13 protein-coding genes and 1 other RNA gene are annotated in these 16,760 nt (G+C 44.0%); 11 read left to right on the top strand and 3 right to left on the bottom strand.

The window, feature by feature from the left end; genetic code table 11:
* Positions 1-5: 5 nt before the first annotated feature.
* Positions 6-2,375 carry a transglycosylase domain-containing protein gene (locus HXT35_RS02970; RefSeq protein ID WP_004129281.1) on the bottom strand — a complete coding sequence of 790 codons (2,370 nt, stop codon included), beginning with the start codon at positions 2,373-2,375 and terminating at the stop codon, positions 6-8.
* A 173-nt stretch (positions 2,376-2,548) separates the two neighbouring features.
* On the opposite strand from HXT35_RS02970, the gene HXT35_RS02965 reads away from it, so the two are divergent.
* From HXT35_RS02965 to HXT35_RS02940, 6 genes are all read left to right on the top strand, one after another.
* Positions 2,549-3,691, top strand: coding sequence for an inositol-3-phosphate synthase (locus HXT35_RS02965; RefSeq protein ID WP_004129278.1), 1,143 nt, complete (start codon positions 2,549-2,551; stop codon positions 3,689-3,691).
* Positions 3,692-3,779: 88 nt separating this feature from the next.
* An RNA gene (gene ffs, locus HXT35_RS02960) (signal recognition particle sRNA small type) lies at positions 3,780-3,876 on the top strand.
* Positions 3,877-3,937: 61 nt separating this feature from the next.
* Complete coding sequence (locus HXT35_RS02955) at positions 3,938-5,116, top strand: hypothetical protein (RefSeq protein ID WP_004129276.1); 1,179 nt, start codon at positions 3,938-3,940, stop codon at positions 5,114-5,116.
* Positions 5,117-5,248: 132 nt separating this feature from the next.
* The gene (topA, locus tag HXT35_RS02950) at positions 5,249-8,104 is read left to right on the top strand and encodes a type I DNA topoisomerase (RefSeq protein ID WP_004129275.1); all 2,856 of its coding nucleotides are present in this window, start codon (positions 5,249-5,251) and stop codon (positions 8,102-8,104) included.
* 63 nt (positions 8,105-8,167) lie between these two features.
* Positions 8,168-8,872 (top strand): dTMP kinase, encoded by a 705-nt coding sequence (gene tmk, locus HXT35_RS02945; protein ID WP_004129273.1) that lies wholly within the window; start codon positions 8,168-8,170, stop codon positions 8,870-8,872.
* A gap of 33 nt (positions 8,873-8,905) precedes the next feature.
* Positions 8,906-10,075: a DNA polymerase III subunit delta' gene (locus HXT35_RS02940; protein ID WP_004129271.1), complete on the top strand. Its 1,170-nt coding sequence runs from the start codon at positions 8,906-8,908 to the stop codon at positions 10,073-10,075.
* Positions 10,076-10,092: 17 nt separating this feature from the next.
* Here the strand turns inward: HXT35_RS02940 and HXT35_RS02935 are convergent, their stop codons facing one another.
* Both HXT35_RS02935 and HXT35_RS02930 read right to left on the bottom strand, forming a co-directional pair.
* Positions 10,093-11,172 (bottom strand): LacI family DNA-binding transcriptional regulator, encoded by a 1,080-nt coding sequence (locus tag HXT35_RS02935; protein ID WP_004129269.1) that lies wholly within the window; start codon positions 11,170-11,172, stop codon positions 10,093-10,095.
* Positions 11,173-11,281: 109 nt separating this feature from the next.
* Positions 11,282-11,548 carry an HPr family phosphocarrier protein gene (locus HXT35_RS02930; RefSeq protein WP_004129267.1) on the bottom strand — a complete coding sequence of 89 codons (267 nt, stop codon included), beginning with the start codon at positions 11,546-11,548 and terminating at the stop codon, positions 11,282-11,284.
* A 269-nt stretch (positions 11,549-11,817) separates the two neighbouring features.
* On the opposite strand from HXT35_RS02930, the gene ptsP reads away from it, so the two are divergent.
* The 5 genes from ptsP to HXT35_RS02905 all read left to right on the top strand — a co-directional run bounded on the left by ptsP (position 11,818) and on the right by HXT35_RS02905 (position 16,709).
* Positions 11,818-13,476: a phosphoenolpyruvate--protein phosphotransferase gene (ptsP, locus tag HXT35_RS02925; protein ID WP_004129265.1), complete on the top strand. Its 1,659-nt coding sequence runs from the start codon at positions 11,818-11,820 to the stop codon at positions 13,474-13,476.
* Positions 13,477-13,542: 66 nt separating this feature from the next.
* On the top strand, positions 13,543-13,992 hold the full coding sequence (locus HXT35_RS02920) for a PTS sugar transporter subunit IIA (protein ID WP_004129264.1): 450 nt from the start codon (positions 13,543-13,545) through the stop codon (positions 13,990-13,992).
* Between the two features lie 61 nt (positions 13,993-14,053).
* Positions 14,054-14,323 (top strand): PTS sugar transporter subunit IIB, encoded by a 270-nt coding sequence (locus tag HXT35_RS02915; protein ID WP_004574742.1) that lies wholly within the window; start codon positions 14,054-14,056, stop codon positions 14,321-14,323.
* A 54-nt stretch (positions 14,324-14,377) separates the two neighbouring features.
* Complete coding sequence (locus tag HXT35_RS02910) at positions 14,378-15,907, top strand: PTS ascorbate transporter subunit IIC (protein ID WP_421787777.1); 1,530 nt, start codon at positions 14,378-14,380, stop codon at positions 15,905-15,907.
* 250 nt (positions 15,908-16,157) lie between these two features.
* A complete protein-coding gene (locus tag HXT35_RS02905) occupies positions 16,158-16,709 on the top strand; it encodes a YbhB/YbcL family Raf kinase inhibitor-like protein (RefSeq protein ID WP_004129257.1) in 552 nt (183 codons plus the stop codon).
* Positions 16,710-16,760: the final 51 nt, after the last annotated feature.

The raw sequence follows: 16,760 nt of genomic DNA, 5'->3' as shown, positions 1-16,760 counted from the left end.
TGTAATTACTGCCCGCTGTGTGGCGTAGAAGCATCTGACTGGCTTTCACCAGTGTTCTCAGATTTCGAATTTCCGTAGTTGTCGCCGTAACTATTACTGTAGTTTCCGCTATTTCCGTAGCTTCCACTATTTGTATAGCTATCCCACGGATTGTCTCCACGATTAATATGGTCAGGGTCTAAATTGTCTGTATCTTTATCCTTGTCTTTATCTTTGTCCTTATTTTTATTTTCTTCATCTTCATCATGAGTGTAAGCATGTCTATCGCCTAAGCCCCACGTGCCGTCCGGCCCACCAATCTTACCAGTATCTTTTACTTCAGGGAATTTAGCAACAGGAGTTCCTGCTACAGCTTGGCGCATGTACCTAGTAAACAAGTGAACAGGGTAGTCGCTTCCTCCAAGATATCCGTGGAACGGTTTAATTACTTGTGGACTGCCATTTGCGTCTGGATTCCAAATTGCAAAAGCCGTAACAATATTTGGCGTAAATCCTACGAAGCTTCCAGCGGTTTCGTCGTTTGCTGTTCCAGATTTACCAGCTACAGGCCTTCCAATTGATCTGGCTTCGGTTGCAGTACCGTGTTGAACTACTCCAACCATTGCTTTTGTTGCTAATGCAGCATCTGTTGGCGAGAAAACTTGCTTTCCAACAGTTGGCGCACGATAAAACTCTTTGCCATCAGGATTCTTTACGCTAGCAACAATATGCAAATCTGGGCGTCTGCCTTGATTGGCAAAAGTTGCGTAAGCGCGCGCAATTTCGCTTACATGTACAGAATCATTACCGAGCACAGTAAACGGGTTTTTACCATTAACTCTCTTAGGACTTAGTCCTGCAGTAACAGCTGTATGCGCAACTTTTTTAGCGCCAAGTTTACTCTGCAAATCCATATAGACCGTATTGACGGAATCTGCAGTTGCTTTATACAAGTTAATCATGCCATAGCTTGCGTTTGCAAAGTTTCCAACAGGTTTTTCAATACCGTCAAACTTGCGCGGCGAATTTCCGTTGAACATTGTGTCAAGACTCGTGCCTGCTTGAATTGCGCCAATTAAAGCAAAAGGCTTCATTGTAGATCCAGGCTCATAAAGTGCTTGAGTTGCGTTATTTAACTGTTTTGTTAAATAGTCGTCGCCTGCATAAACCGAAATAATCGAGCCGTCTTTTGCGTTTACAGAAATTCCGCCAATTTGCAATCCTTGCGGCACAATCCCACGTCCGCCTTGAGAAGGGCTTGCAACATTAAACATTAAATCTTGTTTAGACTTATCAATCGTAGTAATAATACGGTATCCGCCGCTATCGAGATCTTCCTGGCTAAAAGCACCATTCCCAGTCAACTCGTCGCGAACCATGTGCAGTAAGTATCCTTGCGGACCTGCATACATATTTTGCGTAGTTTGTGTAATTGTTTTTGGAATCTTAGCTTTTGCTGCTTGAGAAGCCGTAATATAACCGTCTTTTTTCATAATTTTCAGCACTCGCTTAAAGCGAATGCTGGCTTCTTTAGGGCCGATTGCAGGATCCCAACTACTTGGAGCAGGAATTATGCCCGCCAAAAGAGCTGCCTGAGATAATGTCAGATCTTTAGCTTCTACGCCGAAATAAGCTTTTGCTGCCGCTTGAATACCATAAGCGCCGCGTCCAAGATAAATAGTGTTCATGTAATTGCATAAAACAGTATCTTTATCTTGTGTTTGAGCGATTTTCAAAGCCAAAATAGCTTCGTGAAGTTTACCGAGATACGTTTTAGTTTCGCCAAGATAGTAGCGTTCAGCGTACTGCTGTGTAATGGTAGAGCCGCCCCAGCGACCACGTTTAGTAACGTTATGAATAAGAGCGCGGCCAATTCCCTTAAAATCAATTCCGCCATCTTGGTAGAAGGAGCGGTTTTCTGAAGCAACTATTGCCTGTCCAACGTATTTAGGAAGAACTGAACAATTAATAATCTCACGGTTTTGTTCAGCAAAAGACCCCAACTCTGTTTTTCCATCTGCGTAATAAACCTTGGTTTTATCTGCCATAGCAACTTTGTCAGGAGCAGGTATGTCGGTAGTTGCGTACATATAAGCGAAAATTGCTGCGCCAATTAAAATAGGTACAAAAATTAGTATTAGCGCCCAAAAAATAATAGGATGCCTTCCGCGCCAAGTCTTTCTGCGCTGCTGACGCGTGTATGCGCGTGAGCGTTCTCGTCTTGAGCCACGGTTGCTATTGCCGGAACCTGAAGAATGATATGAGCCGTATGAGCCTTGTCCACGAGGTGGAAGAGAGGCTGGCGTATTCGTATTTTTTTGTGATTGCGACGATACGCTTCTTGTCTCGTTTTTGCGCGAATTAGACGCTCGTCTTCCAGCTTTATTTACAACCATACATTCCACCGTAGCGCTCGGTATTGAATTTTTCACAGAAATTACATGTTTCGGCGTAGAAACGACTGAAAATCTCCCATATTGCACATAATGCTTATGGAAATAGTATTATGAAATGTGTATGAGTGCGGCATAACGTAATGCCGCTGATTTTTTGCAGGCAAGGAGTCTATATGAGCATCCGCGTTGCCATTGCCGGAGTAGGTAATTGCGCTTCGTCGCTGGTTCAGGGCGTTGAATATTACAAAAACGCTGATGACGGTGAGAAAATTCCAGGGTTGATGCACGCTGTTTTTGGACAGTATCGTGTGCGCGATATTGAGTTTGTTGCAGCATTCGATGTTGATTCTTTAAAAGTTGGGCATGATTTAAGCGAAGCAATTGGAGCTTCGCAGAACAATACTATTCGCTTTGCTGACGTGCCAAATTTGGGTGTGGAAGTTATGCGCGGCCCTACTTATGACGGTTTAGGTGATTATTATCGTGAGATGATTGATGAGTCCGAGGCTGAGCCTGTTGACGTAGCTCAAGTTTTGCGAGATAAGCATGTTGATGTGCTTGTTTCTTATTTGCCAGTCGGCTCTGAAGAGGCGGATAAAGCTTATGCAACATTTGCAATGGAAGCTGGTTGCGCTTTTGTAAATTGTTTACCGGTATTTATTGCCTCTGATCCTGAATGGGCGCAGAAGTTCCGCGATGCCGGAGTTCCTATTATTGGTGACGATATTAAAAGCCAGGTGGGTGCAACTATTACTCACCGTGTTATGGCTAGACTTTTTGAAGATCGTGGTGTTCGTTTAGACCGCACCTATCAGCTGAATGTTGGTGGAAACATGGACTTTATGAACATGCTTCAGCGTTCAAGGCTGGAGTCTAAAAAGATTTCTAAGACACGCGCAGTAACTTCAATCGTTCCTCACGAAATGGATGAGCACAATGTTCATATTGGTCCATCCGACTACGTTGCTTGGCTGGATGATCGCAAGTTTGCTTTTGTGCGTTTGGAAGGTACGACTTTTGGTGATGTTCCGCTTAATTTGGAGTACAAGCTTGAGGTTTGGGATTCTCCAAATTCTGCCGGTATTGTTATTGATGCTGTTCGAGCTGCAAAAATCGCTTTGGACCGTAAACTTTCTGGCCCGATTTTGGCTCCAAGCTCCTACTTTATGAAGTCTCCTGCAGTTCAGCATGAAGATAACGAAGCTCGCCAATTAGTTGAGCGCTATATTGCTGGCGAAGTTGAAGCGGATGAGCTGCAGCTTAATGCGGATGTTGAAGAAGCGAAAGAGCGCGGTAAAAGCGTTTGGAGAGCCTAATTTATTGCTAATAGTAGCTATTAGTTTACTTTTAGTTTCTATTACTCATTATTGCCACTCGACATGTAGCGAAAATCGTGTAATATAGTTAGAGCCTCCGCGTGGCACTATGTCACCCAATCCCCCCAGGGCAGAAATGCAGCAAGGGTAAGTGGCCTCTGGTGGGTGCGTGGAGGTTTTATTTTGCCAAAATTTTATTATGCGCAAAACTAGCGCTGTCATAGAGACTGTCGTAAAGTCTAAAGTATGAGCGAAGAATTTACAGGAACAAATGACGGCTTAAATGCCAATAGTTTGAAAGATATTGAAGAGCTTCCAGACTTGCCAGAAGTTAAGGCTTTTTCTGCAGTGCCTAGTAGCGATGAATCTGAAGTAGAGCTATTAGATTCAAAGAAGATTGCGGAAGCTGGGGTAGAAACTGACGCAAAAGCTGGCGTAGAAACTGACGCAAAATCAAAATCAAGTAAAGATTCTTCCTTACAAGAAGACAATGTTGACGAGTTTGATCCGCTTCTTAAGCGCCCGCGTGTTTCAACAATATTATGGTGTGTTGCGCTTGCAGTCATATTTTTAGCTTCTGCAGTTGGTGTTTGGTTTGTGAGCGTGCAAACAATACTCGGCCAAAGCTATGAGGAAATGGTAATTGATGGTTTTGGTTCTAGAGGAATGCCGGCATGGTTATCTACTTGCTTAAAACCGCTTTGCAATTCACTTGTTGTTATTATTCTTGGTGTTGTTATTGCAGCAATTGCTTTAGTTTTAGCTTGTGTTCGAAAACGCTGGTGGCTGCTTGGTCAGTGCGCAGGAATCATTATTTTGGCCGCAGCTGCTGAACCTTTAAAAAAGATTCTTCCTCGACCAATGCTTATTAATATTGAGTATTTGTCGGCAAATTCAGCACCTTCTGGTCATACTCTACTTATTTGTGCGTCTTGTGCTTTGCTTATTTGTACTGTTTCTAGAGTTTGGCGCGCATGGGTTGCTGTTGCAAGCGCTGCAATAACTACTTTGGTGCAACTTTCACTTGTTGCTGGTCACTGGCATAGGTCTTCCGACGTGCTTATTTCATTGCTAATAGTTGCTGCAGTAACTCTTATTGTGCTTGCTTTAACGCGTTGCAGCGGAATGGACATGCCTGCGTATAGAAGATCCTCAATTAGCGTGCAAATTGTAGGAAGTTCTATGATTACTTTGGGTGTTCTTGCTTGCCTTTACGCACTATATTTAATATGGCAAATTTTGCCAGGCGTAGATATTTTTGCACAGTGGGCGGCTAATGTGTCTTATACTGCAACATATTGGCTGACTATTGGTGTATCTTTGCTTGTTTATGGCGTGATTATGGTAATGCGTCATTCTACAGCTTCTCCGCTTGGAAGGCTTGGATTAGTTGGTGCGCCTCCAACGCCACCGTCTGCTGCATGAAAAATGTCTACTCTATCTGCTTTTATCCACCGAGGTGGAATTTAATAGACGTACAGCGTAACTTGCGATACAGTTAGTGCGAAGCATACAGTTAATGCGTGTATGTTTGATTGTGTTAGGAAAGGAGCGAATATGACAGCAGAACATAAGCTAGTCATTGTGGAGTCTCCCACGAAAGCGCGCAAAATTGGCGGGTATTTGGGTAACGGATACACGGTTATGGCGTCGGTGGGGCATATTCGCGACCTCGCTCAACCAAGCCAAGTTCCAGCCTCACGCAAAGCTGCGTTTGGCAAGTTTGGCGTTGATGTTGATCATGGTTTTGCTCCATACTATGTTGTTGGAGCAGATAAAAAGAAAACAGTTGCCGATTTAAAGTCTGCGCTCGCCAAAGCTGACGAGCTGTATTTGGCAACTGATGAGGATCGCGAAGGTGAGGCTATTGCCTGGCATTTGGTTGAAGCTTTGAAACCAAAAGTGCCAGTAAAGCGTATGGTTTTTCACGAGATTACTAAGGATGCTATTCAAGCCTCGCTTAGTAATACTCGAAATGTTGACGACAATATGGTTGATGCGCAAGAAACGCGTCGCGTGCTAGATCGTTTGTATGGTTACGAGCTTTCTCCTGTTTTGTGGAGAAAAGTTGGCCCAGGTCTTTCTGCTGGTCGTGTTCAGTCTGTTGCAACAAGACTTATTGTTGAGCGCGAGCGCGAGCGTATGGCTTTTAGGAAGGCTTCATACTGGGATATTAGTGCTGTTTTGGGCTCTAAAGGTTCTGACGGTAAAATCGTTGATTTTGAAGCGCGAATGAGCGAGCTTTCTGGTCGTCGTTTGGCTAGTTCTAAAGATTTTAATTCAAAAGGTGAGCTTATTGCTGCAAAAGGCGAGTCACAGCTTGCTTTGCATGTAGATTCAGAATTTGCAAACAAACTTGCGCAATCTTTGCAAAAAGCAGATTTCATAGTCAACGCTATGGAAACAAAGCCGTATCATCGTCGTCCTTTGCCGCCTTTTACTACGTCAACTTTGCAACAAACTGCTGGAAACCGCCTGTCGATGAGCTCTCGTCAAACTATGCGAGCGGCGCAATCCTTATACGAAAACGGCTATATTACTTACATGCGTACGGATTCCGTAACGCTTTCTAAAGAGGCTATTGAGGCCGCGCGAAATGCCGCTCGTGCAGCGTTTGGTGATGAATATGTTTCTAAATCTCCTAAGCAGTACGCAACTACGTCTGCGGGAGCGCAGGAAGCTCACGAATGTATTCGCCCTGCTGGAGCACGTTTCTTAAGCCCAGATGAGCTTGCGGATAAATTGCCTGCAGATCAGCTTAAATTGTATACGCTTATTTGGCAGCGAACTCTTGCGTCTCAGATGGAAGACGCTACTGGTTTTACAGCAACAGTTAAGTTAAATGCTTCTGCTGGAGAATATGGTGAGGCTTTGTTCCAAGCTTCTGGAACCGTAATTACTTTTGCTGGTTTTATGAAGGTTTTTGGTGCGTCTTCTGCATCCGATTCAGATAATGATAAAGCTTTGCCGCCAATGCAAGCAGGTGACGTTCTTGCAGCTCAAAACGTTACTGCAGACGGTCACGAAACTCAGCCGCCTGCACGCTACACGGAAGCGTCATTAGTAAAAACGTTGGAAGCTAAGGAAATCGGCCGCCCTTCTACTTATGCAACTATTATTTCCACGATCATTGATCGCGGATACGTGTATGAGCGTGGACGTGCTTTAATTCCTTCGTGGCTTGCGTTTGCTGTAATCAAGCTTTTGGAAGCTAACTTCCCAAAGTATGTTGATTACGCGTTTACCGCGGATATGGAAAATGGTTTGGACAGGATTGCACACGGTGAAGAAACCGGTCGTGACTGGCTAACTAGATTCTATTTTGGTTCTGGAGATGTATCTGCGAAGTCTGCTGAAGAAGCTCATATTGGTTTGCAGCAGCAGGTTGCGGAACTTGGTGAAATTGACGCGCGTGAAATCAACACTATAAATATTGGTGACGGATTGCACGTTCGCGTTGGCCGTTACGGACCTTATTTGGAAGATACTACGCATTTGGACACTGAGGGTAATCCTCGACACGCCTCTCTTCCGGAAACTTTAGCTCCGGATGAGCTTAGCGTGGATGTTGCGCGAGAATTGTTGGATAACAATGCTGAAGGTCCGCGCGTGTTGGGCAAAGATCCTGAAACTGGTGGCACTGTTGAGGTGCGCAATGGTCGTTTTGGACCGTACGTTGCTTTAGTTGACTCTCAGGATAATGAAGATACTAGGTCTTCTAATTCTGGTGCAAAGTCTTCTAAGTCGCGTCCAAAAATGGCGTCTTTGTTTAAGACTATGGATCCTTCAACCTTAACTTTGCAAGATGCTTTGCAGCTTTTGCACTTGCCGCGTTTGGTTGGCGAGTATGAAGAAGTTGATGCTGAAGGTGTGGTGAAACTAGCTTGTATCGAAGCAAATAATGGTCGTTACGGTCCATACTTAACTAAAACATATTCTGCTATAGATATTTCTGCTGGCGAAACTGTGGAATCTAAGCCAGAAACGCGCTCTTTAGCTAGTGAAGACGCTATTTTTACTGTTACTTTGCAAGAAGCAAAAGATTTATTTGCACAACCAAAGTATGGTAAGCGTACTCGTGGTGCTGCTAAGCCTCCTCTTCGTGAGCTTGGTGCGGATCCTGAAACTGGAAAGCCTGTTGTAATTAAAGATGGTTTCTACGGGGCTTATATTACTGATGGCGAAACGAATCGCACTTTGCCAAAGCAGTATACGCCTGAATCAATTGATCCGCAGGATGCATTTGCACTATTGGCTCAAAAGCGCGCAGCTGGACCTGTAAAGCGCAAGAAGAGCGCTGCTAAAAGCACTGCAAAATCTTCTGCAAAGAAGTCTACTGCGAAAAAATCTACAGCAAAGAAAACTTCTGCAAAGAAGACCGCTTCAAAGAAATCTACCGCTAAAAAAGCATAGGAATGAAATCTAAAGATTAAATAAACCTTGCGTATGGAGTCACAAAATATGGAGTCACAAAATATGGCATCTAAGAATGGTGATTTTTCAGGCGGTTGCGCTTGCGGAGGAAACTGTGGTTGCAACAGCGAAGAATATGCTGAAAATAAAGGATTATTTATTTCTTTTGAAGGAATTGACGGCGTTGGTAAAACGACGCAAGTTGAGGCACTGAAAAAGCATTTGCAATCTTTGGGTCGAGAAGTTGTAGTTACTCGCGAGCCGGGTGGAACTGATCTTGGAAAGTCTCTGCGCGAAATATTGTTGCACGGATCTTATGTGTCCTCTAGGACTGAAGCTTTATTGTTCGCAGCAGATCGCGCTCAGCATGTTGCTCAAGTGATTCGTCCAGCGCTTAGCCGTGGAGCAGTAGTAATTACAGATCGTTACATTGATTCTTCTCTTGCTTACCAGGCAGGCGGCCGCGAGCTGACTATGGATGATGTGCGAACTTTAAGCGAGTGGGCAACTGACTCTCTGTGGCCTAATCGCACTTATTTGTTAGACATGCAGCCAGAAGCAGCTTTTGAGCGCTTGCATCGTGAGCAAGATCGAATGGAGTCAGCTGGAATAGATTTCGCACGTCGCACTCGAGAAGCTTTTTTGGATTTAGCACAGGAATCTGCAGATAGGTATCGTGTATTAGACGCAACATGTTCTGCACAATCCTTAGCGGAACTAATTTCTAGCGATGTGAATAATTTAATTGCGCAAATTGAATCTAAATAAAATGCGGCAAATCGAAATTTAGGGGGTGAAGCAGTGAGCGTTTGGGATAATGTAGTTGGTCAAGAGCAGGTGATTAAGCGTTTGCAAAAAGTTGCTTGCGCTGACGCTAGTAAAATAGCCCAATCTTGGCTAATTTGTGGAGCTGCCGGCTTCGGTAGTGTACAAGTTGCGCGCGCTTTTGCTGCTGCTCTCGAAAGTCCGGATTGTTTAGACGCAAATCGAAATATTAATGGGGAAGAAGAGCTTAGTAAAACCGCTAGAGAAGTTTTAGCGGGATCGCATCCGGATGTTCATACGCTTGCAACCGAAGGTATTACTCTCAGTATTGACGATGTTCGTGAAGTTATTGGAATTTCAGAGCAAATGCCTAGTACTGCTCCGTGGCGAATAATAATTGTTGAAGACGTTGACAGAATGTTGGAACGCAGCACAAACGTTCTTCTTAAAGAGATTGAGGAGCCTAGCAATCACACTATTTGGATTCTTTGTGCTTCAAGCGCTAAAGATGTGCTTCCAACAATTCGTTCGCGCACGCAACTTGTGCAGTTAGCCATGCCTGATGAGCAGTCTGTAGCAGAATATCTTATTAAAAAAACGGATGCGGATAATAAGCTAGCAAGTCGCGCAGCTAGACTTTCTCAGGGAAATATAGAAACCGCGTTGATTTACGCAAGCGACGAGCGTGCTTTAAGTAGGCGAGATGAGTTAGTTGCGGGATTGCTTCGTATGCATGATGCTGCTGACGCAATTATGCTTGCTGCAATGCTTATTGCAGACGCAAAAGCTCAAGCAGAAGATGAAGTTCAGCGAAATGTTGAAGCTCAGCAGAAAGAATTTTTAAGAATTAACGGCTTAAAAGAGGGCGATCGTATTGCGCCAAAATTGCGCACAGCTTATAACGCAATTGGTAAAAAAGATGAGGTAAAGCGCAAAGTTACTCGCGTAAGTCGCGACGTATTGGGTCGTTCTTTAGACGCAGTCAACAGCGTGTATCGAGACGTTCTAGTCATACTTAACAATGCGCAGGGTTCTTCGCCAATAATAAATCAAGAATACAAGTCTGCAATTGTGGAACTTGCTAAAAGGCTAACGGTAAAGCAGGCTCTTGATTTTGTTGACAACATTGCTACAGCTCGTAAACGCTTGGCTAGGAACGGTAACGCGACTCTTGTTTTTGAAGCGTTATTCTGCTCTATTTTGTAAAAGTAACGTAGAGTTTGCTATATTCGCCACGGAAGTGACATATCGCTTGTGCCTATTCTCGGTGCGTTAGTTGATTCACGGCGCATAATTTCTGGCCTAAATTCCATGTGTGCTGGAAGCCAATGCTGCTCAGATTTATCTACAGCGGTTAAGCGAATAGCTTCGCGAGCAATCTGCTGGTATGGAGGCCTGATTGAAGAAAGCGTAGGCTCAGATATTTTTGCCTGCCTGCTATCTCCGTAACCTATTACGCGAACATCTTGCGGAACTTTTAAAGAAAGTTCATCTAAAGCCAAAAGAGCTCCCATTGCCACGGCGTCGTTTGCGCAAATAATAGCGTCTGGTTTGCGCGCTTGCTTAGCTGCAGAAGTGGAAAAGAGTCTCATAGTATCCTTAAATCCACGCTGATAAGTAAGCTCGCCAAAAGTCGTCCAATCCGGCTCAGAAAGTAGGCTTAATCGGCTTGCGGCAGTCTGGAAATTAGCGAATAAGTTTGCGCTTTGTGTGGAGTCAACATTTCCGCTTAAATAAGCAATATTGTGCGCGTCGTGGTGTGAAAGATGTATTAAAGCAGCTTCCATCATGGATTCTTGATCCATGCCAACCCAGTTAATGTGGAACGAAGTTGCAGTGCCGCCAATTTGAACAATTGGAAGATTATTTACGTAGTTTTCAAGTATTCTTGTTAAATCAATATTGTTAGACTGTATCACAATAAGACTGTCAACATTGTGTTCAATAAGTTCTTCAATGCGCTCTTCTTGTGTTTCGGCATCTTTGCCTGTTCCAACAAGAAGTATTTTGTCTATTTTCTGAGCTGCCTCGTCAAGGGCGGAAAGCATGTTTACGTTGAACGAATCGTCTACGTTGCTTGTACTTATTACTACGCCGATTGTGTTAGTCGTGTCGCTTCTTAATGCGCTTGCTGCATAATTTACTGAATAATTAAGCTGTTCTGCAGCTTTTCTAACGCGTTTTGCAATATCGTCATCTTTGGCTCGACGACCAGAAAGTACGCGGGATACTGTTGCGATTGAAACTTTTGCGAGCGCCGCTACATGAGTAATGGAGGCATTCTGATTTGTTTGATTTGTCATATGTGCCCCCGAATGAGTGCGGTGCTGTAGCTAATAATAAGCAGCACCGCAAATCGAATATTATAAAGTGAATATTATTTATCTGTTCATTTATTTACTTAACTCTATATTATTCGCCTTTCGTGACTACTTCTACAAGCTTGCTTGCCACATTTTCGGCATCTTCGCCGTCTACTGTAATTGTGATTGAGTCTCCCTTAGTAATACCCAAACCCATAATTGAAAGAATGCTGTTTGCGCTTACTGGAGTTCCTTCGCCTTTGGCGATTGTTACAGTGCAATTTGAGGCTATTGCGGCTTGTGAAAATTCAGATGCTGGGCGAGCGTGAATTCCAACAGGGTCTTCAATGGTAACGGTGCGAGTTGCGACTGACATTTTTTCTCCTTTGAATAAAATTAATAATTTCTACTTTTATCTTACTTTCGTATAAAAGCAAAGTTTTTTTTTCTTAAGTTTTTTCTTATTGCTATTTTTAATGTTAAGTGTAACACAATTAACTGAAAAATACAGAAAACGTTTTCACTTGTTGTAACAACGTTTTTAATGGTGTATAGTTTCATTAGTAAGAAACGTTTACCTACAAGAAATGCTTCTGCGGCGTTGCGGCTGTGGTAAAGCGTCTAAACCTAAAGGAGGGTTTAAGTATGGTAATCACTGGTGTTGGTATTGGTCGTTCAATGGCGTCTGGTGAAGTATTGTGTATGGCACCTGCTTTGCGAGAGCCACAAGATGTGGCTCGTCCTACAGAAATATCAGTCGAAGATGCCAAAATTTCGGTACAAAACGCTCTAAATGCAGTAAACAAAGACTTGCAACAGCGCGCGCAAGCTGCTCTTAAAGCAGCGGATGAAGGAACTAAAAAAGCAGCACCAATTATGCAGGCTCTTGCTCAAATGGCGTCGGACCCAGCATTAATAAGTGCGATTGAAGCTGGAATTTCCGCTGGAAAAACAGCTGAACGCGCTACTTGGGAAGGCTTTGCGCAGTTTGAAGATATGTTGCGTAATCTTGGTGGCTATATGGCTGAGCGTGCGGGAGATTTGCACGATGTTGGCCAGCGCGTTATTGCATATTTGCTTGGTGTCGAAGCGCCTGGAGTGCCAGAAAGCGATTCTCCTTTTGTGTTGGTTGCTAGGGATCTTTCTCCTGCCGATACTGCTTCGCTTGATTTAAGCAAGGTTCAGGCAATTGTTACAATCGACGGCGGCCCTACTAGTCACACTGCTATTCTTGCTCGCGCTCGCGGAATTGTTGCTGTTGTTGGAGCGCACGATGCTTGCCAACTAAATAATCATCAAATGGTTGTAGTTGATGCTGCTCGCGGACGTGTTATAAGCGACCCTAGCGAAGAAGAAATTGAGCATGTTAAAGAGTCTCGTGAGCGCTTAAGTCGTGCTCGTGAATTGCGCGGATTGCCTGGAAGTACTAAAGATGGTCATTTGATTCCGCTTTTGGCAAATGTTGGCAAGCCATCGGATGCTCAAGTTGCGCATGAATATGGTGCTGAAGGTGTCGGCTTGTTCCGCACAGAATTTCTGTTTATCGGTAACGAGCAGCCTCCTAGTGTAGAAGAGCAAACAGAAGCCTACACGAAGCTGCTATCTCAATTTGATGGCAAAAAAGTTGTTATTCGTCTGCTTGACGCTGGGGCAGATAAGCCGTTGCCATTCCTGACTCCGGAAGATGAACCAAATCCTGCTCTAGGTCTTCGTGGTTTGCGTACTTTAAGGCAGCATATGGATGTTTTAGACGGACAGTTGCAGGCCTTGGCTCGCGCTGATGCTGTAACTAATGCTGATTTGTGGGTAATGGCTCCAATGGTTTCAGACGAGCATGAAGCAGCGTATTTTGTAAAGCTTGGTAAATCTAAAGGTCTTAAGAAGGTTGGCGTTATGGCTGAAGTTCCTTCTATTGCTTTGGTTGCCGAAGAAGTTGCTCAAGTTGCTGATTTTGTTTCTATTGGAACGAATGATTTGACGCAATACACTCTTGCGGCTGATCGAACGCTTGGATCTGTTTCTAATTACCAAACTGCTTGGCATCCTGCTGTGTTGCGTGCAATTAAAATGATTGCGGACGCTGGTAACGCTCATGGTATGCCAGTTGGAGTTTGTGGAGAAGCTGCGGCGGATCCAGACTTGGCGGTTGTTCTTACTGGTCTTGGTATCAACTCGCTTTCTATGACTCCAGTTGCTTTGGACGATGTTCGTGCAGAACTTGCTCAGACTACATTTGATGAAGCAAAAGTTAAAGCTCAAGAGGCTTTATCTGGAAAGTTCTACCGTTCGATAATGCAGGAATAATCAAAATTTAATAATTACAAAATTTAAAAAATAGTAAAAATTAAAAATAATCAGAAAAGAGAAAATATGAGCGCTGATATTGACGAGCTTCTTCCGGACGCTGCAGTTAATCTTGATATTGCGGCTAAGGATTGGCGCGATGCGATTCGTCTTGCGGGCGATGCTTTGCGAGAAGCTGGCTTTACCACTGACGAATACACGGATCAAATGATTGAAACCGTTGAGAAAATGGGGCCATATATTGTTATTGCTCCAGGCTTGGCTTTGGCTCATTCAAGGCCATCTGCAGCGGTTCTTAAAAGCGGTTTAAGCTGGGTTCGTTTAAGCACGCCTGTTGAATTTGGCAATGCTGCTAACGATCCGGTTTCTTTAGTTATTGGTCTTGCAGGTCACGATGAAAGCGAGCATATTGGGGTTATGGCCGCAGTTGCTGCAGCTTTGTCTAATCCTGTAAAAACTAAGGAACTTGCGCAAGCAAAAAATGCTGAAGAAATTCGCGCGATTCTTAAAAGTTAGATATTAAATCATAAAGTAATTTTGTAAAATTAAAAATGATCACTCAATGAAAGAGGCTATTATGAATATTCTGTGCGTATGCGGAAACGGCATTGGCACGTCTGTACTGCTCAAAATCAATGTTGAGGCTGCAGCAGCAGACCTTGGTCTTGATGTTACGGTTACTACTTCCGATGCTGGAAGTGCAAAAGGTACCGCTAATATGAACGACCTCGTTCTCACATCTCCTCAGCTTGCTCCAGAGCTTGAGGGCACTACCACTCCTGTGGAAACAATTGAAAATTTCATGGATGTTGAAGAGGTGAAGAGCATACTTGAGCGTTACGTATAGTAATTACTCATAGTATTTGCTTTTCCCTAGGGAATAAAAAAGAAGGAAATAAAAATGAACATTGTAGTTCAGGTTTTAAATTTCATAAGTCAGCAGATTTTGAATGTGCCGGCTTATTTGATTGGTATTATTGCAGCAATCGGTCTTATTGCGCTAAAGCGTAGTGCAGGACAAGTTATTGCAGGCGGCTTAAAGGCTGCTATGGGTTACCTCATTTTGGGCGCAGGTGCCGGCGTTGTCGTTGGTGCTCTTGCTCCATTTGGTGACTTAGTTTTGAAGTCTACTGGTGCACACGGCGTTGTTCCTACTAACGAAGTTATTACAGCTCAGGCTGCAGGACAGTACGGTGCTACCTCTGCATACATTATTGTGCTTAGCTTTGTTCTTATGCTTCTTGCTGCACGCTTTACTCCACTAAAGTACATCTTCTTGACTGGTCACCACATGGTGTTCATGTCTATGCTTCTTGCTTTGGTGCTTTCTGTAGGCTTCGGCGCAAGCAACCAGCTTCTTATTGTTATTGTTGGTTCCATTATTATGGCTACTGTTATGGTTGTTTTGCCAGCTTTTGCTCAGCCATTCATGAACCGCATTACCGGAAGCGATAAGCTTTCAATCGGTCACTTCAACTCCTTAAGCTACATTGTTTCTGGTGCTGTTGGTGCGGCTGTTGGTAAGAAGTCAAAGTCTACTGAAGACATCAACTTCCCTAAGGGCTTGAGCTTCTTGCGTGATTCCATGGTTTCTACCACTTTGTTGATGGTTGTGCTTTATCTTGTGTTTGCAGTATGGGCTTCTGTTGTTTTGCCAGCAAAGGAACTCTTCAAGATTTTCGCATCTCATCCTGCTGATTACAGCGCATTCTACATGGCTGCTTTTGCTCAGGCTTTGCAGTTCGGCATTGGCGTTAGTGTAATCCTCTACGGCGTTCGTATTATCTTGGGCGAATTGGTTCCTGCATTCCAGGGCATTGCTAACAAGGTTGTTCCAGGCGCACGCCCAGCATTGGATATTCCAATCGTATTCCCATACGGTGCTAACGCTTCCCTCATTGGCTTCTTGGCTTCCTTCGTTGGTGGCCTTGTAGCTCTTGGCATTATTGCAGTGTGGATGGGACCGGCTTGGGGCTTGGCCTTGATTCTTCCTGGCATGGTTCCTCACTTCTTCGATGGCGGCGGTGCTGGCGTATTCGGTAACGCAACCGGCGGTCGTCGTGGTGCCATTCTCGGTGGTTTCATTAACGGCTTGATTATTACATTCCTACCAGCAGTATTGCTCACTGTTATGGGTTCCTTCGGTTTGGCAAACTCCACCTTCGGTGATGCTGACTTTGGTTGGGTTGGCACTGTTGTTGGTAACTTTGCACACCTTGGTGCAGGCGTTGGTTCTGTAAGCTTGATTGTTTTTGCAGTTATAATCTTTGCTTTGGCTTGGGTATGGCAGGTTAAGGTTGTTAACGCCGGCTGGCTTCCTGCAGTAAAGCATGCTGAGTTCATTGAAGGTATTAAGGAGCAAGAGCGTGCTGCCAAGAAGGCTGCTGTGGCTGCTAAGGCTGCTGCTCACGAGGAGGCTGCAGAAAAGTAAAATCTAGTATAAAATCTCCATTTTCTAAATCAGTGCGCCCAGTTCTTTTATGACTGGGCGCATTGACTTGCCGGAGCGCTTGTTCCTCACTGAATTCCTGTTTATCGTTACTAGTGCAGTTTGCGCGCTGCGTTAGTAACGAATATTTGCGTTTTATTGTTACTGGCGCAGTCGTAGCGCTGCGTTAGTAACGAATAAGTAATTTATTAACGCAGTTGATTAGTGCTATGTAATAGTAGATACTTGAATTATGAATATTTCTACAGATTTCACTATTATTCCGGACGATTATTCTAAAGCTGCACCGTCGCAGAATAAAATTAACGGAGTTCCAGTAGTTTCATTCCCGTTTTACATTGACAATATGCCATCTTTTGTGCACTACCTACATTGGCGACTTGTTGACGATGATGCAATACCGGTATGCGGTTTTGAATGGATTCATTGGACGGCTGCAAACGTGCCAGTAGATGCGTTAATGTTTGATTTTAACGATTCTCATGCTTTGCAAATTCCGGAAGATTTTTCGCGCAAAATGCCGTCGATGATTCCGGAAGCAGTTCAAGGACGCAATTCACAAGCAAGCAGATTCGTTGGTTGTGAAGATCCAGCAATTACTATGCGTTACAACGGTCCTCAGCCTCCGGATAAAGATCACGAATACATGCTTGAAGTTTTCGGCACGGAACAACCTTTGCCAAATCTTAAACAAGGCTTCTACATGAATGAATTGTTGCGCGAAATTCGTAACTGCACTAGCGGCGTAGATGCGGGCGGAATGTTCTTTACTGGGCGCGCCTAATTTAAGTAACTAGCGATAGAATCAATCAGGAATAAAAAATTAGTAAAATAT

Origin of the sequence: Gardnerella sp. DNF01141, from assembly GCF_049244255.1 — a bacterium.
GTDB classification, from domain to species: Bacteria; Actinomycetota; Actinomycetes; order Actinomycetales; family Bifidobacteriaceae; genus Bifidobacterium; species Bifidobacterium vaginale_E.
The sequence above is the reverse complement of the archived record's forward strand: the minus strand, read 5'-3'. Positions and strand labels throughout refer to the sequence as shown.

Excerpts from the sequence above, each read along its gene's own strand:
- HXT35_RS02905 (WP_004129257.1), top strand. The coding sequence starts at position 16,158 with ATGAATATTTCTACAGATTTCACTATTATTCCGGACGATTATTCTAAA.
- HXT35_RS02935 (WP_004129269.1), bottom strand. The coding sequence starts at position 11,172 with ATGACAAATCAAACAAATCAGAATGCCTCCATTACTCATGTAGCGGCG.
- HXT35_RS02910 (WP_421787777.1), top strand. The coding sequence starts at position 14,378 with ATGAACATTGTAGTTCAGGTTTTAAATTTCATAAGTCAGCAGATTTTG.
- topA (WP_004129275.1), top strand. The coding sequence starts at position 5,249 with ATGACAGCAGAACATAAGCTAGTCATTGTGGAGTCTCCCACGAAAGCG.
- HXT35_RS02915 (WP_004574742.1), top strand. The coding sequence starts at position 14,054 with ATGAATATTCTGTGCGTATGCGGAAACGGCATTGGCACGTCTGTACTG.
- HXT35_RS02930 (WP_004129267.1), bottom strand. The coding sequence starts at position 11,548 with ATGTCAGTCGCAACTCGCACCGTTACCATTGAAGACCCTGTTGGAATT.
- ptsP (WP_004129265.1), top strand. The coding sequence starts at position 11,818 with ATGGTAATCACTGGTGTTGGTATTGGTCGTTCAATGGCGTCTGGTGAA.
- tmk (WP_004129273.1), top strand. The coding sequence starts at position 8,168 with ATGGCATCTAAGAATGGTGATTTTTCAGGCGGTTGCGCTTGCGGAGGA.
- HXT35_RS02955 (WP_004129276.1), top strand. The coding sequence starts at position 3,938 with ATGAGCGAAGAATTTACAGGAACAAATGACGGCTTAAATGCCAATAGT.
- HXT35_RS02970 (WP_004129281.1), bottom strand. The coding sequence starts at position 2,375 with ATGGTTGTAAATAAAGCTGGAAGACGAGCGTCTAATTCGCGCAAAAAC.
- HXT35_RS02965 (WP_004129278.1), top strand. The coding sequence starts at position 2,549 with ATGAGCATCCGCGTTGCCATTGCCGGAGTAGGTAATTGCGCTTCGTCG.
- HXT35_RS02920 (WP_004129264.1), top strand. The coding sequence starts at position 13,543 with ATGAGCGCTGATATTGACGAGCTTCTTCCGGACGCTGCAGTTAATCTT.